Below are 16,347 nucleotides of genomic sequence, written 5' to 3'. Positions count from 1 at the left end.
AATATCTTCCCGCCATCGAAAGAAACCGGGATTTTTGTGCGAATGGCTCTTACCTATGACGAAGAGATGGGCAGCAGGCGCGCGGCATGGAGCGCCGTGCTTTGCATGACGCTCTGCGCTTTCGTATTGATCGCTTCGGAATTCATGCCCGTCAGCCTGCTGACGCCGATCGCCACCGATCTCGGGGTTTCGGAAGGCAATACGGGGCAGGCGATCTCCGTCTCCGGCATCTTTGCGGTCATCACCAGCCTGTTCATTGCCGGCCTGACCCGGCGGTTCGACCGGCGCGTTGTCGTGCTCGGCCTGACGGCGCTGCTGATGCTGTCCGGCATAGTGGTCACCCTTGCACCGTCTTTCCCGGTTCTGATGCTTGGCCGCGCCTTGCTCGGCATTTCTATCGGCGGCTTCTGGTCGATGTCCACCGCCATCGTCATGCGTCTTGTCTCCCATGCCCAGGTGCCGAAGGCGCTTGCCCTGCTGAATGCCGGCAATGCGGTTGCGGCAACGGTTTCCGCCCCGCTCGGCAGCCTGCTGGGCGCCTATATCGGCTGGCGCGGCGCCTTCTTTCTTGTCGTGCCGATCGGCCTGCTTGCGTTCCTGTGGCAATGGATCGTCCTGCCGGAACTCCCGCCTCAGCGCGACCGTGCATCCTCGAATGTTTTCAGGCTGCTTGGACGTCCAGCCGTGGCCGCGGGCATGATCGCGATCCTGCTGTTATTCATGGGTCAGTTCGCACTTTTCACCTATCTGCGACCCTTTCTCGAGCAGGTCACGCGGGTCGAAATCACGGTGCTGTCGTTGCTGCTGCTGATCATGGGATTGGCCGGAGCGGTTGGCACATGGGTCATCGGCCGGTTGCTGCAGCGCCGTCTTTTCAGCATTCTTGTGATCATTCCGTTGATGATGGCCGGTATCGCGCTCTTCATGGTCGTCTTTGGTGATACGAAACTTCCTGTTGTCGCCGCGCTTGTCGGCTGGGGTTTTCTTGGAACCGCCGCGCCGGTTGGCTGGGGCACCTGGCTGAGCCGCATTCTGCCCGACGATGCAGAGGCCGGCGGCGGGCTGCAGGTTGCGGTCATTCAACTGGCGATCACGGCGGGGGCCTCTGTCGGCGGCATTTTATTCGACAGTTTCGGCTGGTGGTCCGCCTTCACCTTGAGCGCATTGCTGCTCTGCGGTTCCTCGCTTGCCTCTTTTGCCGCCTGGCGGCTGGTGCGGAGGCCATCATGAATGTTCGCCTCACCTCTTCCTCCAGACGCGCCCTGCTGGCGCTGGCCGCTGCGATCATCTTGCCCGGGCGGGCTTTCAGCAAAAGCAGCCCCAACAATCAGGAGCGGAGCGACTTGAAGATCAAGCTGACTTTCGGAGAAAACACGATGATGGCGACGCTCTACGACAATCCGTCGGCGCGCGATTTCGCATCCATGCTGCCGCTCGATCTCAAGATCGCCGACTTCGGCTCCAACGAGAAGATCGCCTATCTCCCTCGAAAACTGACAGTCGAAGGCCATGGTCCGTTCGGCAACGAGCGGCCTTACGACCTTTGTTATTACATGCCCTGGGGCAATCTCGCGATGTTCTATGCCGACTACAGGCATCCCGGCCTCATCCGGCTGGGACGCTTCGATGAAGGTTATGAAGCGCTCCATATCCCCGGGGAATTTCCGCTGCGTATCGAACGCGTCCAATGAACCGAACCACAGGAGTTCCCAGCATGAGCAAGCCAATCGAAACTGATGAAACCTGCAATACCGGCAGGCGCAACCTGATGAAGGCAACGGGCCTCGCCGTCGCCGCAATGGGCATGGCGCCGATGGCGGGTACTACACAGGCCTTCGCCCAAACCTCCACGTGGGACAAGGTCTTCCCGAAGAGTGACAATGTCGACCACCAGAAGGTCTCGTTCAGGAACCGCTACGGCATCACTCTCGCAGGTGATCTCTACCTGCCAAAGAACCGTGGAACTGCGCCTTTGGCCGCTCTTGTCATCAGCGGTCCCTTTGGCGCCGTGAAGGAACAGTCGTCCGGCCTTTATGCACAGACCATGGCGGAGCGCGGATTTGCCGCGCTGGCGTTCGATCCGTCCTATACCGGAGAAAGCGGCGGTGAGCCCCGAAACGTCGCCTCCCCGGATATCAACACCGAGGACTTCAGTGCCGCGGTGGACTATATCGGGCTGCAATCCTATGTGGATCGCGAACGCATCGGTGTCATCGGCATCTGCGGCTGGGGCGGCATGGCGCTGAATGCGGTCGCGGTGGACAAGCGCGTGAAGGCAGTCGTGGCCAGCACCATGTATGACATGACGCGGGTGATGTCCAAAGGTTACAACGACAGCGTTACCCTCGAACAGCGCACGCAGGCGCTGGAGCAGATGAGCCGGCAGCGCTGGCAGGATGCGGAAAAGGGGAAGCCCCGCCTATCAACCGCCTTATAACGATCTCAAGGGTGGCGAAGCGCAGTTCCTGATCGACTATCACGACTATTACCGGACGCCGCGCGGTTACCATGCGCGTGCCGTCAACTCCGGCAATGCCTGGACGCAGACGACACCCCTGTCGTTCATGAATATGCCGATCCTGACCTATATTGCCGAAATATCGCCGCGCCCGGTGATGTTCGTCCATGGGGAGAAAGCGCATTCCCGCTATTTCAGCGAGACCGCTTTCGCGGCGGCTGCCGAACCGAAGGAACTCGTGATCATTCCGGACGCCAACCATACGGACCTGTATGACCGCGCCGACAAGATCCCGTTCGACCGGATCGCCGCCTTCTTCAACCAGCATCTGGCGTAGAAGCCGACCATAAAAATGTCACGGCAGCCCGGGCCATTGCCAGCTCTTGCTGCCGCTACATTTACGTCACGCAGCATGCCGGCGCGCTCGTGCGCGTCGGCGGCGTTGCGGTTTGTAGGCTCTAGTCCAGCATTACCATATGCGCCGGTAGCTGCTCTTCGAAGAATTTCGAGAAGGTCGCAATGCGGGGCGGCAGTTTCTGATAGGGCGGATAATAGAGCGTCAACCAGAGTTCCTGCGGCGCCCAGCCGGGCAGGACATGAACGAGCCGGCCGCTGCGGATGTGTTCGGCGATATGGAATCCCGGCAACATGGCCACACCTGCACCCCCGCCGCCATATCGGCCAGAACCTCGCCATTATTGGCGCTGAAGGCGCGTCCCGCGGAGATGGCGATGCTCGATCCGCCATCCGACAGGACCCAGTTCTCCCTCCGGCTTTCGCCGCTATAGGCAAGGCAATCGTCAGGGGTCAGTTCGCCGGGATGTTCCATCTGCGTAAACCGGCTGCCCGGGGCCGCCACCAATATTCTCGGCACGGCCCTGATCTTGCGCCAGATTGTGAATTTGTCCGATGGGGCCGACGATATACGGATCGCCAGATCGTAGTCGTCATCCACGATGTTGACGAGACCATCCGACAGCGAGATCTCGAAGCACATTTTCGGATAGAGTTCCCGGAAACCGGACAGGATCGGCGGCAGCACCGTCTTGCCGAGCCATGTCGGCGCGCTGATCCTCAGACGCCCTTCATCTGCCTTGTGGGCGTTGCGGACATCGCGCCGGGCATTCTCCAGCGCCTCGACCGCCGGCTGGATCTGCGCGGCAAAGATGGCTCCGTCCGTCGTCAACGACACCTGTCGGGTGGTGCGGACAAACAATTGCACACCGAGATCGCATTCAAGTGCGGCAATGGCCCGGGTGACGGCAGCTGCGGTCATGCCCAGTTCGCGGGCCACCTGCGCGAAGTTGCGCTTTTCGGCCGCCATCAGAAAGGTTTTGAGAGCTTTATGGTCGTTCATCTTTATTATTTCAAAAATCGCAATTCACTCGAGAGAAATATTGCAATTCTGCGATGCAATCAAGCGGGTTATATCTTTGTCCATCGAAACGGGCACACCAACAACGAAAGGCGCCGACGATGATCAAGGATATCAAGGGCCTGCACCACGTCACCTCCATGGCGTCGGATGCGCGGCAGAACAACAGTTTCTTCACCGATACGCTCGGCCTGCGCCGGGTTAAAAAACCGTCAACTTCGACGAACCCAGCGTCTATCACCTTTATTACGGTGACGAAAAGGGAACGCCCGGCACGGTCATGACCTATTTTCCCTTCGCCAACATGATGGCCGGCCGTCCCGGCGTCGGCGAAGTGGGCGAGACGCAGTTTTCCATCCCGAAGGGTTCGCTGGGTTTCTGGAAAGAGCGTCTCCTTGCCAAAGGCGCCGCCGGCATTCAGGCCGACACGGTCTTCGGCGCCAATCGCCTGCGCTTCACCGGTCCCGATGGCGATGGTCTTGCTCTGATCGAAACAGGCGACGACGCCCGTGCCGCCTGGCTGGCCGAGGGAATTTCCGAAGACAACGCCATACGCGGTTTCACCGGCGCACGGTTCAATCTGCACGATACGGCCGCAACCGAAGAACTGCTGCGTTTCATGGGTTATGAGCGGACTGAAGTTGAAGGCAACGTGACGCGCTTCGTCATTCCCGGCGGCAACGGGGCAGATACGATCGATCTTGCGGCCCTGCCCAAGACACCCTTTGCCCGGTCGGGAGCAGGCTCGGTCCACCATATCGCCTTCGCAGTCGAAAACCGCGAAAAGCAGCTGGAAGTGCGCAAGGCGCTGATGGATACGGGTTATCAGGTCACCCCCGTCATCGACCGCGATTATTTCTGGGCGATCTATTTCCGCACGCCGGGCGGCATCCTGTTCGAGATCGCCACCAATGAACCCGGTTTCGACCGCGACGAGGATACCGCGCATCTGGGCGAAGCGCTCAAGCTGCCGAACCGCTACGAGCCTTTCCGCAATCAGATCGAGGCGAATCTCGCTCCGCTTGCGGCATAAAGCGGGTCCCTGATCCGCATCCACTGACCAAGATAGATCCTCGCTTTTCAAGACGGCTGCCCCTGCCGGGCGGCCGGCCGGCGAAGCCTTCTCAATTTCCACCGCCGCAGATCGGCAACCACCACCTGAACGGAGAACTGAAAATGTCCAAGCTCGAAGTCCTTACCCCCGCTAACAGCCAGCTCATCTTCATCGACCAGCAGCCGCAGATGGCTTTCGGTGTGCAGTCGATCGACCGCCAGACCCTTAAGAACAATGTCGTCGGCCTCGCCAAGGCGGCAAAGATCTTCAATATCCCGACGACCATCACCACGGTCGAAACGGAAAGCTTCTCCGGCAACACCTTTCCGGAACTGCTCGCGGTCTTCCCGGAAAACGACATTCTCGAGCGCACCTCGATGAATTCCTGGGATGACCAGAATGTCCGCGATGCGCTGGCAAAAAACGCCGCCGGTGGCCGCAAGAAGATCGTCGTCTCCGGCCTGTGGACGGAAGTGTGCAACACCACCTTTGCGCTCTCCGCGCTCCACGATGTCGCAGATTACGAGATCTACATGGTGGCGGACGCCTCCGGCGGCACCTCCGTCGATGCGCACAAATATGCCATGGACCGCATGGTGCAGGCCGGCATCATTCCCGTCACCTGGCAGCAGGTGCTGCTCGAATGGCAGCGCGACTGGGCGCGCAAGGAAACCTATGACGCCGTCACCTCGCTGGTGAAGGAACATTCCGGCGCCTACGGCATGGGCATCGACTATGCCGTCACCCATGTCCATGGCGGCGAAGAGCGCGTCAAGCATGGCAAGCGCATCGGCCCCAACCCGGCCAAGAAATAAGCTTTCAACCGCGCCGCACCGGCAGGATCGCCATCCAGCCCGGTGCGGCTTTCACCCATCGAGGAGGTTCCCATGAAAGTCTATCTTCTGTCCCTCGGCGCCGGCCTGCTGGTCGGCATCGTTTACAGCCTGCTCAATGTGCGTTCTCCCGCACCGCCCGTCATCGCTCTCGTCGGCCTGCTCGGCATCCTGGTTGGGGAGCAGATCATTCCTTTCGCGAAGACGATCGCCGGCAAGGAACCGGTCGTCGTTTCGTGGATCAACCAGATCAAGCCGCACATGTTCGGCCATATGCCGAAGGGTGGCGTTGAAACCACGGGTCTCGCCGAAGTTAAACAGCCGACCGAGCGGGAGAGAAGCTGATGCCCACACGACGCACCTTTCTTGGCGCGGCCTCGAGCCTTGCCTTTCCGAATCTGTTTTCACCGGCTAAGGCCGCTGATCCCATCAAGACCGGAGGTTCTTCCATGCATCCAGATACGATCCTTCACAATGGCCGCTTCACGACGCTCGACCGCGGCAATCCGAATGCAACGGCAGTCGCCATCAAGGACGGCCTGTTCCTGGAGGTGGGAAGCGACGCCGAGGTCATGGCCCTTGCCGGGCCGGACACGAAGATCATTGACCTCAAGGGCAAGCGGGTTCTGCCCGGCCTGATCGACAACCACACCCACGTCGTGCGCGGCGGCCTGAACTTCAACATGGAACTGCGCTGGGACGGCGTGCGCTCGCTGGCAGACGCCATGGACATGCTGAAGCGTCAGGTGGCAATCACGCCCGCCCCGCAATGGGTGCGGGTCGTGGGCGGCTTCACCGAGCATCAATTCGTCGAAAAGCGCCTGCCGACCATCGAGGAGATCAATGCGGTCGCGCCGGATACGCCGGTCTTTCTGCTGCATCTTTATGACCGGGCGCTGCTGAACGGCGCGGCGCTGCGCGCCGTCGGCTACACCAAGGATACGCCGAACCCGCCCGGCGGCGAAATCACCCGCGATGCGAACGGCAATCCGACCGGCCTGCTGCTCGCCAAGCCGAATGCCGGCATCCTCTATTCGACGCTTGCCAAGGGGCCGAAGCTGCCGCTCGATTATCAGGTCAATTCCACCCGCCATTTCATGCGTGAGCTGAACCGGCTGGGCGTGACCGGCGTGATCGATGCGGGCGGCGGCTTCCAGAATTATCCTGACGATTACGAGGTGATCCAGAAGCTGTCGGATGAGAACCAGATGACGGTTCGGCTGGCCTACAACCTCTTCACGCAGAAGCCGAAACAGGAGAAGGAAGATTTCCTCAACTGGACGTCATCGGTCAAATACAAGCAGGGCAACGACTATTTCCGGCACAATGGCGCAGGCGAAATGCTGGTCTTTTCCGCTGCCGATTTCGAGGATTTCCGCCAGCCGCGCCCGGACATGCCGCCGGAAATGGAAGGCGAGCTCGAAGACGTCGTCCGGATTCTGGCGGAAAACCGCTGGCCCTGGCGTCTGCACGCCACCTATGATGAGACGATTTCGCGGGCGCTGGATGTCTTCGAAAAGGTCAACCGGGACATTCCGCTGGAAGGCTTGAACTGGTTCTTCGACCATGCCGAAACCATCTCCGACCGCTCCATCGACCGCATTGCCGCCCTTGGCGGCGGCATCGCCACCCAGCACCGCATGGCCTATCAGGGCGAATATTTCGTCGAGCGTTACGGCCAGGGCGTGGCGGAAGCCACACCGCCGATTGCGCGGATGCTGGAAAAGGGGTGTGAACGTTTCGGCCGGAACGGATGCGACGCGCGTCGCCTCCTATAATCCGTGGGTGTCGCTGTTCTGGATGGTGACGGGCAAGACGGTCGGCGGCATGCAGCTTTATCCACGCGCCAATTGCCTCGACCGCGAGACGGCGCTGCGCATGTGGACCGAAAAAGTCACCTGGTTCTCGAATGAGGAAGGCAAGAAGGGCCGCATCGAAAAAGGCCAGTTCGCCGATCTCGTGGTGCCGGACAAGGACTTCTTCTCCTGCGCGGAAGATGAGATTTCCTTCCTCACCTCGGAACTGACCATGGTGGGCGGCAAGATCGTTTATGGCGCCGGTGACTTCAGAACGCTGGATGAAAGCAATATTCCGCCGGCGATGCCCGACTGGTCGCCTGTGCGAACCTTCGGCGGTTATGCCGCCTGGGGAGAGCCACAGGGCGCTGGAAAGAATTCGCTCAGACGCGCAGCTATCACCTCCTGCGGCTGCGCCAATGATTGCGGTGTGCATGGCCACGACCATGCCGGCGCATGGACGTCGAAATTGCCGATTGCCGATCTGAAGGGCTTCTTCGGAGCGCTGGGCTGCTCCTGCTGGGCAGTCTGAGCCCGGCCAGCAGAAAATCCACCGGGCAGCGGATCGCCGCTGCCCGGTGGGCCCGGGAATAGGTATATTGCAAATTACGCAATTATATCGAAACTATTGATGCAATTGTTGGCGATAATCCTTTGCGTCAATATCGCTCCATCAGATGAACGCAGCGCCGCTCGAACCGACCGGCCAGATCGCAGGAGCAAAAAATGACCGAGCCGTCTTCAACCCTTCGCCTTCGCGGGCTTCTCGCGGATATCGTTGCCGCACCCGCCACGAAAACCTTAGCGCTTCTGGCGCTCTGCTCGGCCTATATTCAGGGGCCGCTGACCAAGATCTTCGACTTCCCCGGCGCGATTGCCGAGATGAACCATTTTGGCCTTCAGCCGGCGGTCGCCTTCGCTGTTGTCGTCATCCTGTTCGAGCTCACCGCCTCCGCTCTGGTGGTGTCGGGCTTCCTGCGCTGGGCCGGTGCGCTGGCGCTTGCAGGCTTCACGCTTCTCGCCACCTTCATCGCTCTTCGCTTCTGGGAAATGGCGCCCGGCATGGACCGCATGATGGCCACCAACGCCTTCTTCGAGCATCTTGGCCTTGCCGGGGCCTTTATCATGGTCGCCGCAATCGATCTCACGAAAGGAACAGGCAAATGAGTGCTGCAAAATCCTCCGCGAGCAGCTTTGCTCCGCTTGCACAACCGGTTTTCGCAGTCCTCTGGGCCGCAACGGTGCTTGGCAATACCGGCAGTTTCATGCGCGATGTCGCCAGTTCATGGCTGATGACCGATCTTTCGGCATCGCCGGCGGCCGTCGCCATGGTTCAGGCGGCCGGAACCCTGCCGATCTTTCTTCTGGCGATCCCGGCCGGCGTGCTGACCGATATTCTCGACCGCCGCAAGTTCCTGATCGCGGTGCAGCTTCTGCTGGCCTCGGTCAGCGTCACCCTCATGGTTCTTTCCCATACCGGCCTGTTGTCCGTCAGCGCGCTGATCGGGCTAACCTTCCTCGGCGGCATCGGTGCGGCACTGATGGGGCCGACCTGGCAGGCCATCGTGCCGGAACTGGTGAAACGTGAGGACATCAAGAGCGCCGTGGCGCTGAACTCGCTGGGCATCAACATCGCCCGTTCCATCGGCCCGGCCGCCGGCGGCATCCTGCTTGCGGCTTTCGGGGCGGCCTTTACCTATGGCGCCGATGTTGCAAGCTATTTCGTGGTCATCGCCGCCCTTTTATGGTGGCCGCGGGCAAAGAACGCCAATGATGCGTTGGCGGAAGGTTTCTTCGGCGCATTCCGGGCCGGCCTTCGTTACACCCGCGCCAGCCGGCCGCTGCATGTCGTCCTGTTGCGGGCTGCGATCTTCTTTGCATTTGCCAGTGCCGTCTGGGCGCTGTTGCCTCTGGTCGCCCGGCAATTGCTCGGCGGAGATGCGAGCTTCTACGGTATCCTGCTCGGTGCTGTCGGGGCCGGCGCCATCGGCGGTGCGCTGCTCATGCCGAAATTGCGCGACCGTTTCGATGCCGATGCCCTGCTGCTGGGTGCGGCTCTCACCACTGCGCTCGTCATGGCCGGGCTGTCCTTCGCGCCGCCAAAGTGGCTTGCCATCGTCATCCTGTTGTTTCTCGGCGGCGCATGGATCACGGCGCTGACGACGCTGAATGGCGCAGCCCAGGCGATCTTGCCGAACTGGGTGCGCGGCCGCGGTCTCGCCGTCTATCTCACCGTCTTCAACGGCGCGATGACAGCGGGCAGCATCGGCTGGGGTGCGGTGGGTGAAGCGGTGGGTGTGCCGGGCACGCTGCTCATCGGTGCGGCCGGCCTTTTCATTGCCGGTCTCGTCATGCACCGCGTGAAACTGCCGGCCGGTGATGCGGATATGGTGCCGTCCAACCATTGGCCCGAACCGCTCGTTGCCGAGCCGGTGGCCCATGATCGCGGCCCGGTTCTGATCCTCATCGAATATAATGTCGAAAAGCATCACCGCTCCGCTTTCCTGCATGCACTGGACGAGCTTTCACAGGAGCGCCGGCGCGATGGCGCCTATGGCTGGGGCGTGACGGAGGACTCCGCCGATCCGCAGAAGATCGTCGAATGGTTCATGGTGGAATCCTGGGCCGAGCATCTGCGCCAGCACAAGCGGGTTTCCCACGCGGATGCGGATTTGCAGGGCAAGGTGCTCGCTTATCATTCCGGGCTGGAAAAGCCGGTGGTGCGGCACTTCCTCACAATCAACCGTCCGGGAAAGGCGTAAAACGGAAAGGGGCCGAAAAGGCCCCTTTTTCGTTGTTGCCATGCGACTGTCCGATTATTGCGTGATCCGCGCCAGCACACGGCTCAGTGCCTCTTTCAGCACCCCTGAACCGCCCTTGTTGTCGAAATCCAGCAGTACCTGCTCGTTGAGCCCGCCCTTGGTGGCGAATTCACGGCTGAGATCGATGAAATCCGTCCTGCTGCCGGCGAGCAGGGCCACCTCGGAAAGGCCGGCAAAGAGGGGCGCAAGATAGGCCCGCCCCTTTTCTTCCGGCAGACCGTTTTCGGCAAGCCATTCCGTCGTCGTTTGCATGATGCCGAAATAGGTGGCCATCAAAGCGCTTGCGGCGGCCAGAAGATCGTATTCCGCCTTGGTTTCGCATTCCACCGCATTGCCGAGCACGTTGAAGATAGCAGCCGTATCCGTATCGGCAGGATAAATGGCGGTGACGCCCTTGCGCCGGGCAACGAAGGGCAGCGGGATCGCCTGGCTGAGACGCACATCCGCGCCGATCCAGTCCAGAAGCGCCTCGCGGCCGGTTGCGGCAACGACGCTGACGATCTTCTGCCCGTCCCGGAACCGGAGCGGCCGGATGACTTCTTCAGCGATCTGCGGCCGGATAGCCAGCATGACGGTATCGCAGCCATCGACGATTGCCTGATTGTCGCTGGAGACGATCACCTGCGGGAAATCGGCGGCAAGCCTCGCCGAGATATCGGCACTGCGCTGGGACACCATGACATGCGGCACGGCGGCAGGCCTGGCGAGCAGGCCCCTTACCATTGCATCGGTGATGGCTCCTGTTCCGATAAAACCGATTTTCTGGGGAAGTGACATGATTGCTCCGCTGCGGCGTTTCGCGTGATGCTAATTTTTCCGTCCGGAATTGTCGACAAGCAGAGGGGGAAATTTGCGGTCGAGGCGGAGCCGTGCCCGGTTTATGCCGGCTCTTCCAGCCCCAATATCGCCGGCCATGCCGGTGCTGCACGCTCTGACATGACCTCGATATGGCGCAGCGAGGTGAGGCCGAATTCTTCCGGGCGCAAGGTTCTGCGGTTGACGCTTCCCTGCGGGAAAACGTCGGCATAACGCCAGACGGCGGCGGGCGGCACCACCACATCGTCTGCCATCGTCATCATGCGCAGATCGAAGCGGGTGGCGGAAAAATCCGGTTCTGGCAGTGATTTGCCGATATCGCGCCGGAAGAAATCCCGGCTCGTGCACCAGCGCCGCCATTGCCAGTAGATTCCGGCGGGCAGATCCGCACCCAGCAGCAGCCTTCGGCCGGGAAGATAGCCCGCGAGTGTCGTGCTGACAGGCCCGAGCAGATACCAGAAGGCGATGACCGTGGGCCGATAGGTCCATGGATGGTCGCTGACATGGGCAAAGCCCGAGCCGATGGTGATGACACGCTCGAGCCGCTCGTCATGGCGTCGAAAAGGAAATGTCAGCCCGCCGAGGGAATGGCCGAGCAGCCAGAGGGGGCCTTGCGGTGCTATCTGGCAAAGTGCGGCCTCGGCTGCCGTCTGGTCGGCAATTCCCCAGTCGGCCATCGTGGCCCGGCTTTCGCGGACGGGGTGCTGTCGGGATGCGCCGAAATCGCGATAATCATAAGTCAGGACACCGATGCCCTGACCGGCCGCCCATATGGCGAAGGCGCGATAATAGCGCGCCGGAACACCCGTTGCGCCATGAAGGACAAGATGCGCGCGGGCTGGACCCCTGGGCGGAAAGAACCGGCCGGCGAGCCTGTGCCCTTCCGAAACAATGTCGATCTCCCGGCTCTCTGCAATATCAGTCATCCATCACTTCCTCCTCCTGGACCGTTTGGTCTAATAACATCTCTAGACCAAACGGTCTATGGCGCTTAAAACAGGCGAATGGATGAAAGCAAGAACCGCCAAGCTCTGATACGGGCCACCTCCGCGCTGTTTCGGCGGCGCGGTTATGCGGGTGTGGGGCTGGCTGAAATTCTTGCGGAGACGGGCCTGCCGAAAGGCTCTCTCTATTATCATTTTCCCGGCGGCAAAGAGCAGCTCGCCGCCGAGGCGACGCGATGGGCGGGCCGGAAGGTGGCAGAGCTGATCGACGCGAGTTTCAAGGACGCGGAGAGCTTCGCTTCGGGCTCGGTGACGTTATCCCGTGCGATAGCCCGCCTCTCGCAGGAAAATGGCCGTATCATGGGTTGCCCGGTGCTCAGCATCATTCAGGCCGGCGATGAAAAGCCCGATTTGCGCCAGATCGGTGCGGATGTGCTCAATGACTGGACCGCAAGGATTGTAGCTCAGGCAAGGCGCCTGGGCAGTCACGATCCGCAGACCGATGCCGAAAGACTGGTGATCGGGCTGCAGGGCGCGTGGGTTGTTTCGCTGGCGCGCCAGGATGTCACGTCGTTTAAGACGCTGGAGAGCAGCCTGCTTCAGTCTGCCTAGGCGTATGCCGGTGCGTTTTCACGCAGAGGCCTGATCGGAGCCATCGGTGCTTGTGGTGCCGCATGCTGCGGAGCAAATGAAAAGCGCGGCCGCTTTCAGGCTGACCGCGCGTGTTGTCGGAGAAGAGAATAGGACTTTTACGTCTCTTTAGGTTGCTGTTTTCCCTGCGTCGGCTGATCCGTGGCGTTCGCGATTGATGCAGCCAACAGAGCCTGTGTCGGGTCCGTACCCCTGAAGCCGGCCTGTGCAAGGATTTCGTCAAGAACCGGCTTTTGCGCAGTGAAGCTGAGAAGCTGGCTCGAAAGATCGCCGAGGCCATTGCCGTTTTTGGCGTCGCCGCCGCCACCGAGGGCGCCCGCCAGATTACCCGCGCTGAAGATGCGGATATCGGAGATTTTCTCGATGGGCTTCATCGCCTCGGAAAGTGCTTCGGGAATGATGGCGATCCTAGCACGGGCGAGTTCGAATGCGATGATGTCGCCCGACAGGGCATTGCGTGCATCGTTCTTTGCGCGTTCCGCCTGCGCCTCTGCATCGCCGAGCGCGATGACGCCTTCGGCACGGATTTTCGCGGCCTGTGCCTCGGCTTCGGCACCGATCTTGGTGGCAGCAGCCAGGTTTTCGGCGGCTTGCCGTTCGGCTTCTGCCTTTACCGTGATGGCCGTCGCTTCCTGCTCTGCCGCCTTGCGGGCGTCGATCACGGCGATGCGCTTGGCGCGTTCGGCGATTTCCACTTCGCGGGCTGTTGCCACCTGTTCTTCCGCAGTGATGGCGGAAGCCTTGGCTTCGTCCGCCTTGGCGCGGGCAGCCTGTTCCTGCTCCACCTTCTGCGCCACGGCGATAGCGGCTTCGATTCGCGCCGTTTCGGTGATTTTGCGCGCTTCCGCCTCGCGTTCGGCAATACCGCGCTCGGCTTCGATGCGGGCAGTTTCACGCGCCTGGCGGGCTTGGGCGTCCCGTTCGGCGATGCCGCGCTCCGTATCGAGCTTTGCCGTTTCCTCGTTGAGGCGGGCCGCCTGCTCGGCCCTGGCTGCTTCCGCCCGCGTTTCCGCCGTCTTGTTGGCGATATCGCGCTCCTGCGTCAGCTCCGCATCGCGCTGTTCGCGTTCGATGGTCAAGCGCCGCAGCACCGCTTCGCGGTCCTTCGTGGCAATTTCGACTTCGTTGTCGCGGACGATCTGGTTGCGTTCGCGTTTACGCTCTTCGGTGATCCGGGTGAGTGCCGTCAGGCCTTCCGCGTCGAACGAGTTGTTGGGGTTGAAGTGCTTGATGTCGGTTTGATCGAGGCGTGTCAGCGAGACCGATTCCAGTTCCAGACCGTTGGACTGCAGATCGTGCGCGACGGCCGCCTGCACGGACTTGACGAATTCGGCACGCTGCTCCTGAAGATCGCGCAGCGACATGGTGGCTGCAACCGAGCGCAAACCGTCGACAAATTTCGCTTCGACCAGTGACTTCAGCGCATCGGCATCATTTGTCCGGTCGCCGAGTGTCTGGGCGGCAAGTGCGATGTTTTCTGCATCGGGTTTAACCCGCACGTAAAATTCGGCGGTGATGTCGGCCCGCATGCGATCCTTGGTGATCAGGGATTCATGTTCTGATCTTTTCACTTCCAGTCGCAATGTGCTGAGAGAGACCCAGGAATAGGAATGGAAGATCGGCAGGATGATGGCGCCGCCATCGAGAACGACTTTCTTGCCGCCGAGGCCGGTCCTTACATAGGCTTTGTCGCGTGTCGACCGCGTGTAGAGCGATGTCATGATGATGCCGATGACGACGATGGCCGTGACGATGGCCCCCGCAATCAGGCCCAGAGAAAAGAAATCCATGGTGAGTTAGCCCCTATGATGCCCGCTATGGTGAACTTCCAGATCCGGCGGCGCGGGAATGGCCTGAAAAAGCCCATCCGCACCGTCGACGATCAATACCTGCGCACCCGTATCGATCGTGTGACCGGATGCTGCCTGAGCGCGCAGGAAGTGAATATTCTCGTGCCGGTCCTTGACCCGCACGGTGCCGGGCTTGCCCTGATCGAGAGGCCCGATGGTGACAGTGCCCACAAGTCCCAGAAAATCGGTCTGCTCGAGCGCGTTTGTCTCATCGCGTGGAATGACCTTCGCAACGGCGCGGCTGAGTGACCGCGTGGCCGGCAGGGTGGCGGCAATGGCGCCGGTCATGGCCAGATTGGGCGGCAATGGCCCGAGCGGCGTTGCGGAAGCGATCCCCTGAATGAAGAACCCGGCGACGGAAAAAGCCGAGAGCAGGATGACCGCCAGAACAAGAAGCGGCACGCCGCCCGCATTGAGCCAGGACATCCAGCTGCCGAGTAACCCCGCCTCGGTATCGCCGGGTGCGTGGTAACTGAAGTTGTCGTCAAGCAGTCCCGAAGCCGATACACCAAGAAGAACCGAGACGAGTTCGACGATGCCGAGGCCGAAGACCGTCAGCAAGGCGATCCAGAAGGGAGCAGTGCCTGGCTGGACAATGCTCTCCATCAGCGCTGCCCCTCACGAAATGCCTTGAGCCGTGCTTCGATAGCGCTCTGGCGCTGCATCCGGCCGAGTTCTTCAACCTCCGCCGCTCCGTTATTGGGCTTGGCGGGGGTGCCGGTTACTCTTTCGATGGCGTCGAGCGCGTCAGCCAGACGGCGGTCGTTGCGCTGGGATGGGGTCGTGTCGGTTGCCGGCGCGATGCGTTCGGCGCGCTTGGCGTCCTCAAGCCGCTTTTGCGCATCCGCCTTTGCGGAGGCGATGCTGCGCAATGTGGTTTCCGCCTCGGCAATTTCGGCAGCGTTCTCGAGAATCGCCTTGTTCAGCGCTTCCCGCTGCGCTTCCAGATCGATCTGCAGCCCGGTTGCCGCACGGGCCAAATCCTCGCGGCCGTTTTCAAGTCCGATCCTGATCTTGTCGTCGAGGTCACGAATTTCTTCGTCGAGATCGGCGGCCTTGGCTTTCAGGCGATGGCCGGCTGCGACCGCCACGCCAAGCGCGGATCGGGCCTCATCGGCGATCTGAGCGATTTCCCGCACCGCCTGCTGCGCTACCGCAACCGGATTGGACGCCTCCGCCGCATCGACAGCGTTGTTCATAACGCCGGCGATGACACGCCCGAGTCGCCCAAGAATACCTTCATTGTTCATCGAAGCCTCCTTGTTCGGTTGAAAGCCGGTTTTTATTCCGGCATGGATGCTGATGGTTTCGCCCTCGAACACGAGGCGCGCTTCTGAAAAGTCATTCCAGCCGTCGTGATAGCCACGGACGGTATAGGGCACCACGACGCGGCCCGAGAGGGTGGCGATGCTTACCGTGTCCGGCCCCTTGACCGAAAAGAGCTTGCTGTCGAGCGGAATGTCCCGCACCGGCTCTTGCGGATCGCGCTGGCTATGGTCGCGCAGAGCCAGCGTCACCATGCGGGAAGGAAGGCTGGTCTTGACCCTGATCTCTTCATAAGCTGCCGCATGCAAGGCTACGAGATTGGCGCCTTCAGTCCGGTCAAGGATCGCCATCGCTCGCCGATAGGCAAGGAGCGTCTCTTCCAGAGAAGAGCGGTTCCCCTCCGAGAGATTCAGTGCCAGGACAACGTTGGACAAAAGTTTCGTGCTCATGTGAAATATATAAAGCACTTCATTTGTGCTTTC

12 protein-coding genes and 4 pseudogenes are annotated in these 16,347 nt (G+C 61.1%); 10 read left to right on the top strand and 6 right to left on the bottom strand.

Features of this window, described 5'->3' with window-relative positions:
• The first annotated feature begins 42 nt into the window (after positions 1–42).
• The 3 genes and pseudogenes from O3W47_RS04530 to O3W47_RS04520 all read left to right on the top strand — a co-directional run bounded on the left by O3W47_RS04530 (position 43) and on the right by O3W47_RS04520 (position 2,795).
• Entirely contained in the window at positions 43–1,230 is a 1,188-nt protein-coding gene (locus tag O3W47_RS04530; RefSeq protein WP_269313096.1) for an MFS transporter, read from the top strand.
• Complete coding sequence (locus tag O3W47_RS04525; RefSeq protein WP_269313095.1) at positions 1,227–1,691, top strand: cyclophilin-like fold protein; 465 nt, start codon at positions 1,227–1,229, stop codon at positions 1,689–1,691. The genes O3W47_RS04530 and O3W47_RS04525 overlap by 4 nt, the downstream gene beginning before the upstream one ends.
• A gap of 23 nt (positions 1,692–1,714) precedes the next feature.
• Positions 1,715–2,795, top strand: a pseudogene (locus tag O3W47_RS04520) (alpha/beta hydrolase).
• Between the two features lie 121 nt (positions 2,796–2,916).
• Here O3W47_RS04520 and O3W47_RS04515 read toward each other — a convergent pair.
• Positions 2,917–3,815: pseudogene (locus O3W47_RS04515) on the bottom strand (LysR family transcriptional regulator).
• Positions 3,816–3,934: 119 nt separating this feature from the next.
• Between O3W47_RS04515 and O3W47_RS04510 the strand changes: the two are divergent.
• From O3W47_RS04510 to O3W47_RS04480, 6 genes and pseudogenes are all read left to right on the top strand, one after another.
• Positions 3,935–4,866, top strand: a pseudogene (locus tag O3W47_RS04510) (VOC family protein).
• 143 nt (positions 4,867–5,009) lie between these two features.
• Positions 5,010–5,702, top strand: a complete 693-nt coding sequence (locus tag O3W47_RS04505) for a hydrolase (RefSeq protein ID WP_065657452.1) — start codon at positions 5,010–5,012, stop codon at positions 5,700–5,702.
• 72 nt (positions 5,703–5,774) lie between these two features.
• A complete protein-coding gene (locus O3W47_RS04500) occupies positions 5,775–6,065 on the top strand; it encodes a XapX domain-containing protein (protein ID WP_269313094.1) in 291 nt (96 codons plus the stop codon).
• A pseudogene (locus tag O3W47_RS04495) lies at positions 6,065–8,048 on the top strand (amidohydrolase). The gene O3W47_RS04500 and the pseudogene O3W47_RS04495 overlap by 1 nt, the downstream one beginning before the upstream one ends.
• Positions 8,049–8,242: 194 nt before the next feature.
• Positions 8,243–8,683, top strand: coding sequence for a DoxX family protein (locus O3W47_RS04485; protein ID WP_269313092.1), 441 nt, complete (start codon positions 8,243–8,245; stop codon positions 8,681–8,683).
• Positions 8,680–10,278, top strand: coding sequence for an MFS transporter (locus O3W47_RS04480; RefSeq protein ID WP_137453465.1), 1,599 nt, complete (start codon positions 8,680–8,682; stop codon positions 10,276–10,278). The genes O3W47_RS04485 and O3W47_RS04480 overlap by 4 nt, the downstream gene beginning before the upstream one ends.
• Positions 10,279–10,332: 54 nt before the next feature.
• On the opposite strand, the gene O3W47_RS04475 is transcribed toward O3W47_RS04480, so the two are convergent.
• Together O3W47_RS04475 and O3W47_RS04470 are read right to left on the bottom strand one after the other, a co-directional pair.
• Entirely contained in the window at positions 10,333–11,115 is a 783-nt protein-coding gene (locus tag O3W47_RS04475; RefSeq protein WP_269313091.1) for a pyrroline-5-carboxylate reductase, read from the bottom strand.
• A 101-nt stretch (positions 11,116–11,216) separates the two neighbouring features.
• On the bottom strand, positions 11,217–12,080 hold the full coding sequence (locus O3W47_RS04470; protein WP_269313090.1) for an alpha/beta hydrolase family protein: 864 nt from the start codon (positions 12,078–12,080) through the stop codon (positions 11,217–11,219).
• Between the two features lie 78 nt (positions 12,081–12,158).
• Here O3W47_RS04470 and O3W47_RS04465 point away from each other — a divergent pair, with 78 nt between their 5' ends.
• Positions 12,159–12,710 carry a TetR/AcrR family transcriptional regulator gene (locus O3W47_RS04465; RefSeq protein WP_137453463.1) on the top strand — a complete coding sequence of 184 codons (552 nt, stop codon included), beginning with the start codon at positions 12,159–12,161 and terminating at the stop codon, positions 12,708–12,710.
• A 137-nt stretch (positions 12,711–12,847) separates the two neighbouring features.
• Here the strand turns inward: O3W47_RS04465 and O3W47_RS04460 are convergent, their stop codons facing one another.
• From O3W47_RS04460 to O3W47_RS04450, 3 genes are read right to left on the bottom strand one after another with little or no spacing between them, the layout of a single operon-like run.
• A complete protein-coding gene (locus tag O3W47_RS04460; protein ID WP_137005209.1) occupies positions 12,848–14,539 on the bottom strand; it encodes a flotillin family protein in 1,692 nt (563 codons plus the stop codon).
• Positions 14,540–14,545: 6 nt separating this feature from the next.
• On the bottom strand, positions 14,546–15,205 hold the full coding sequence (locus O3W47_RS04455) for an OB-fold-containig protein (protein ID WP_269313089.1): 660 nt from the start codon (positions 15,203–15,205) through the stop codon (positions 14,546–14,548).
• Positions 15,205–16,299 carry a PspA/IM30 family protein gene (locus tag O3W47_RS04450; protein ID WP_135398740.1) on the bottom strand — a complete coding sequence of 365 codons (1,095 nt, stop codon included), beginning with the start codon at positions 16,297–16,299 and terminating at the stop codon, positions 15,205–15,207. Before O3W47_RS04450 ends, O3W47_RS04455 begins: the two co-directional genes overlap by 1 nt.
• Positions 16,300–16,347 lie beyond the last annotated feature (48 nt).

This window comes from Agrobacterium sp. LMR679 (assembly GCF_027157905.1).
Taxonomy (GTDB): Bacteria; Pseudomonadota; Alphaproteobacteria; order Rhizobiales; family Rhizobiaceae; genus Agrobacterium; species Agrobacterium leguminum.
This window is presented reverse-complemented; position numbering and strand designations above follow the sequence as displayed.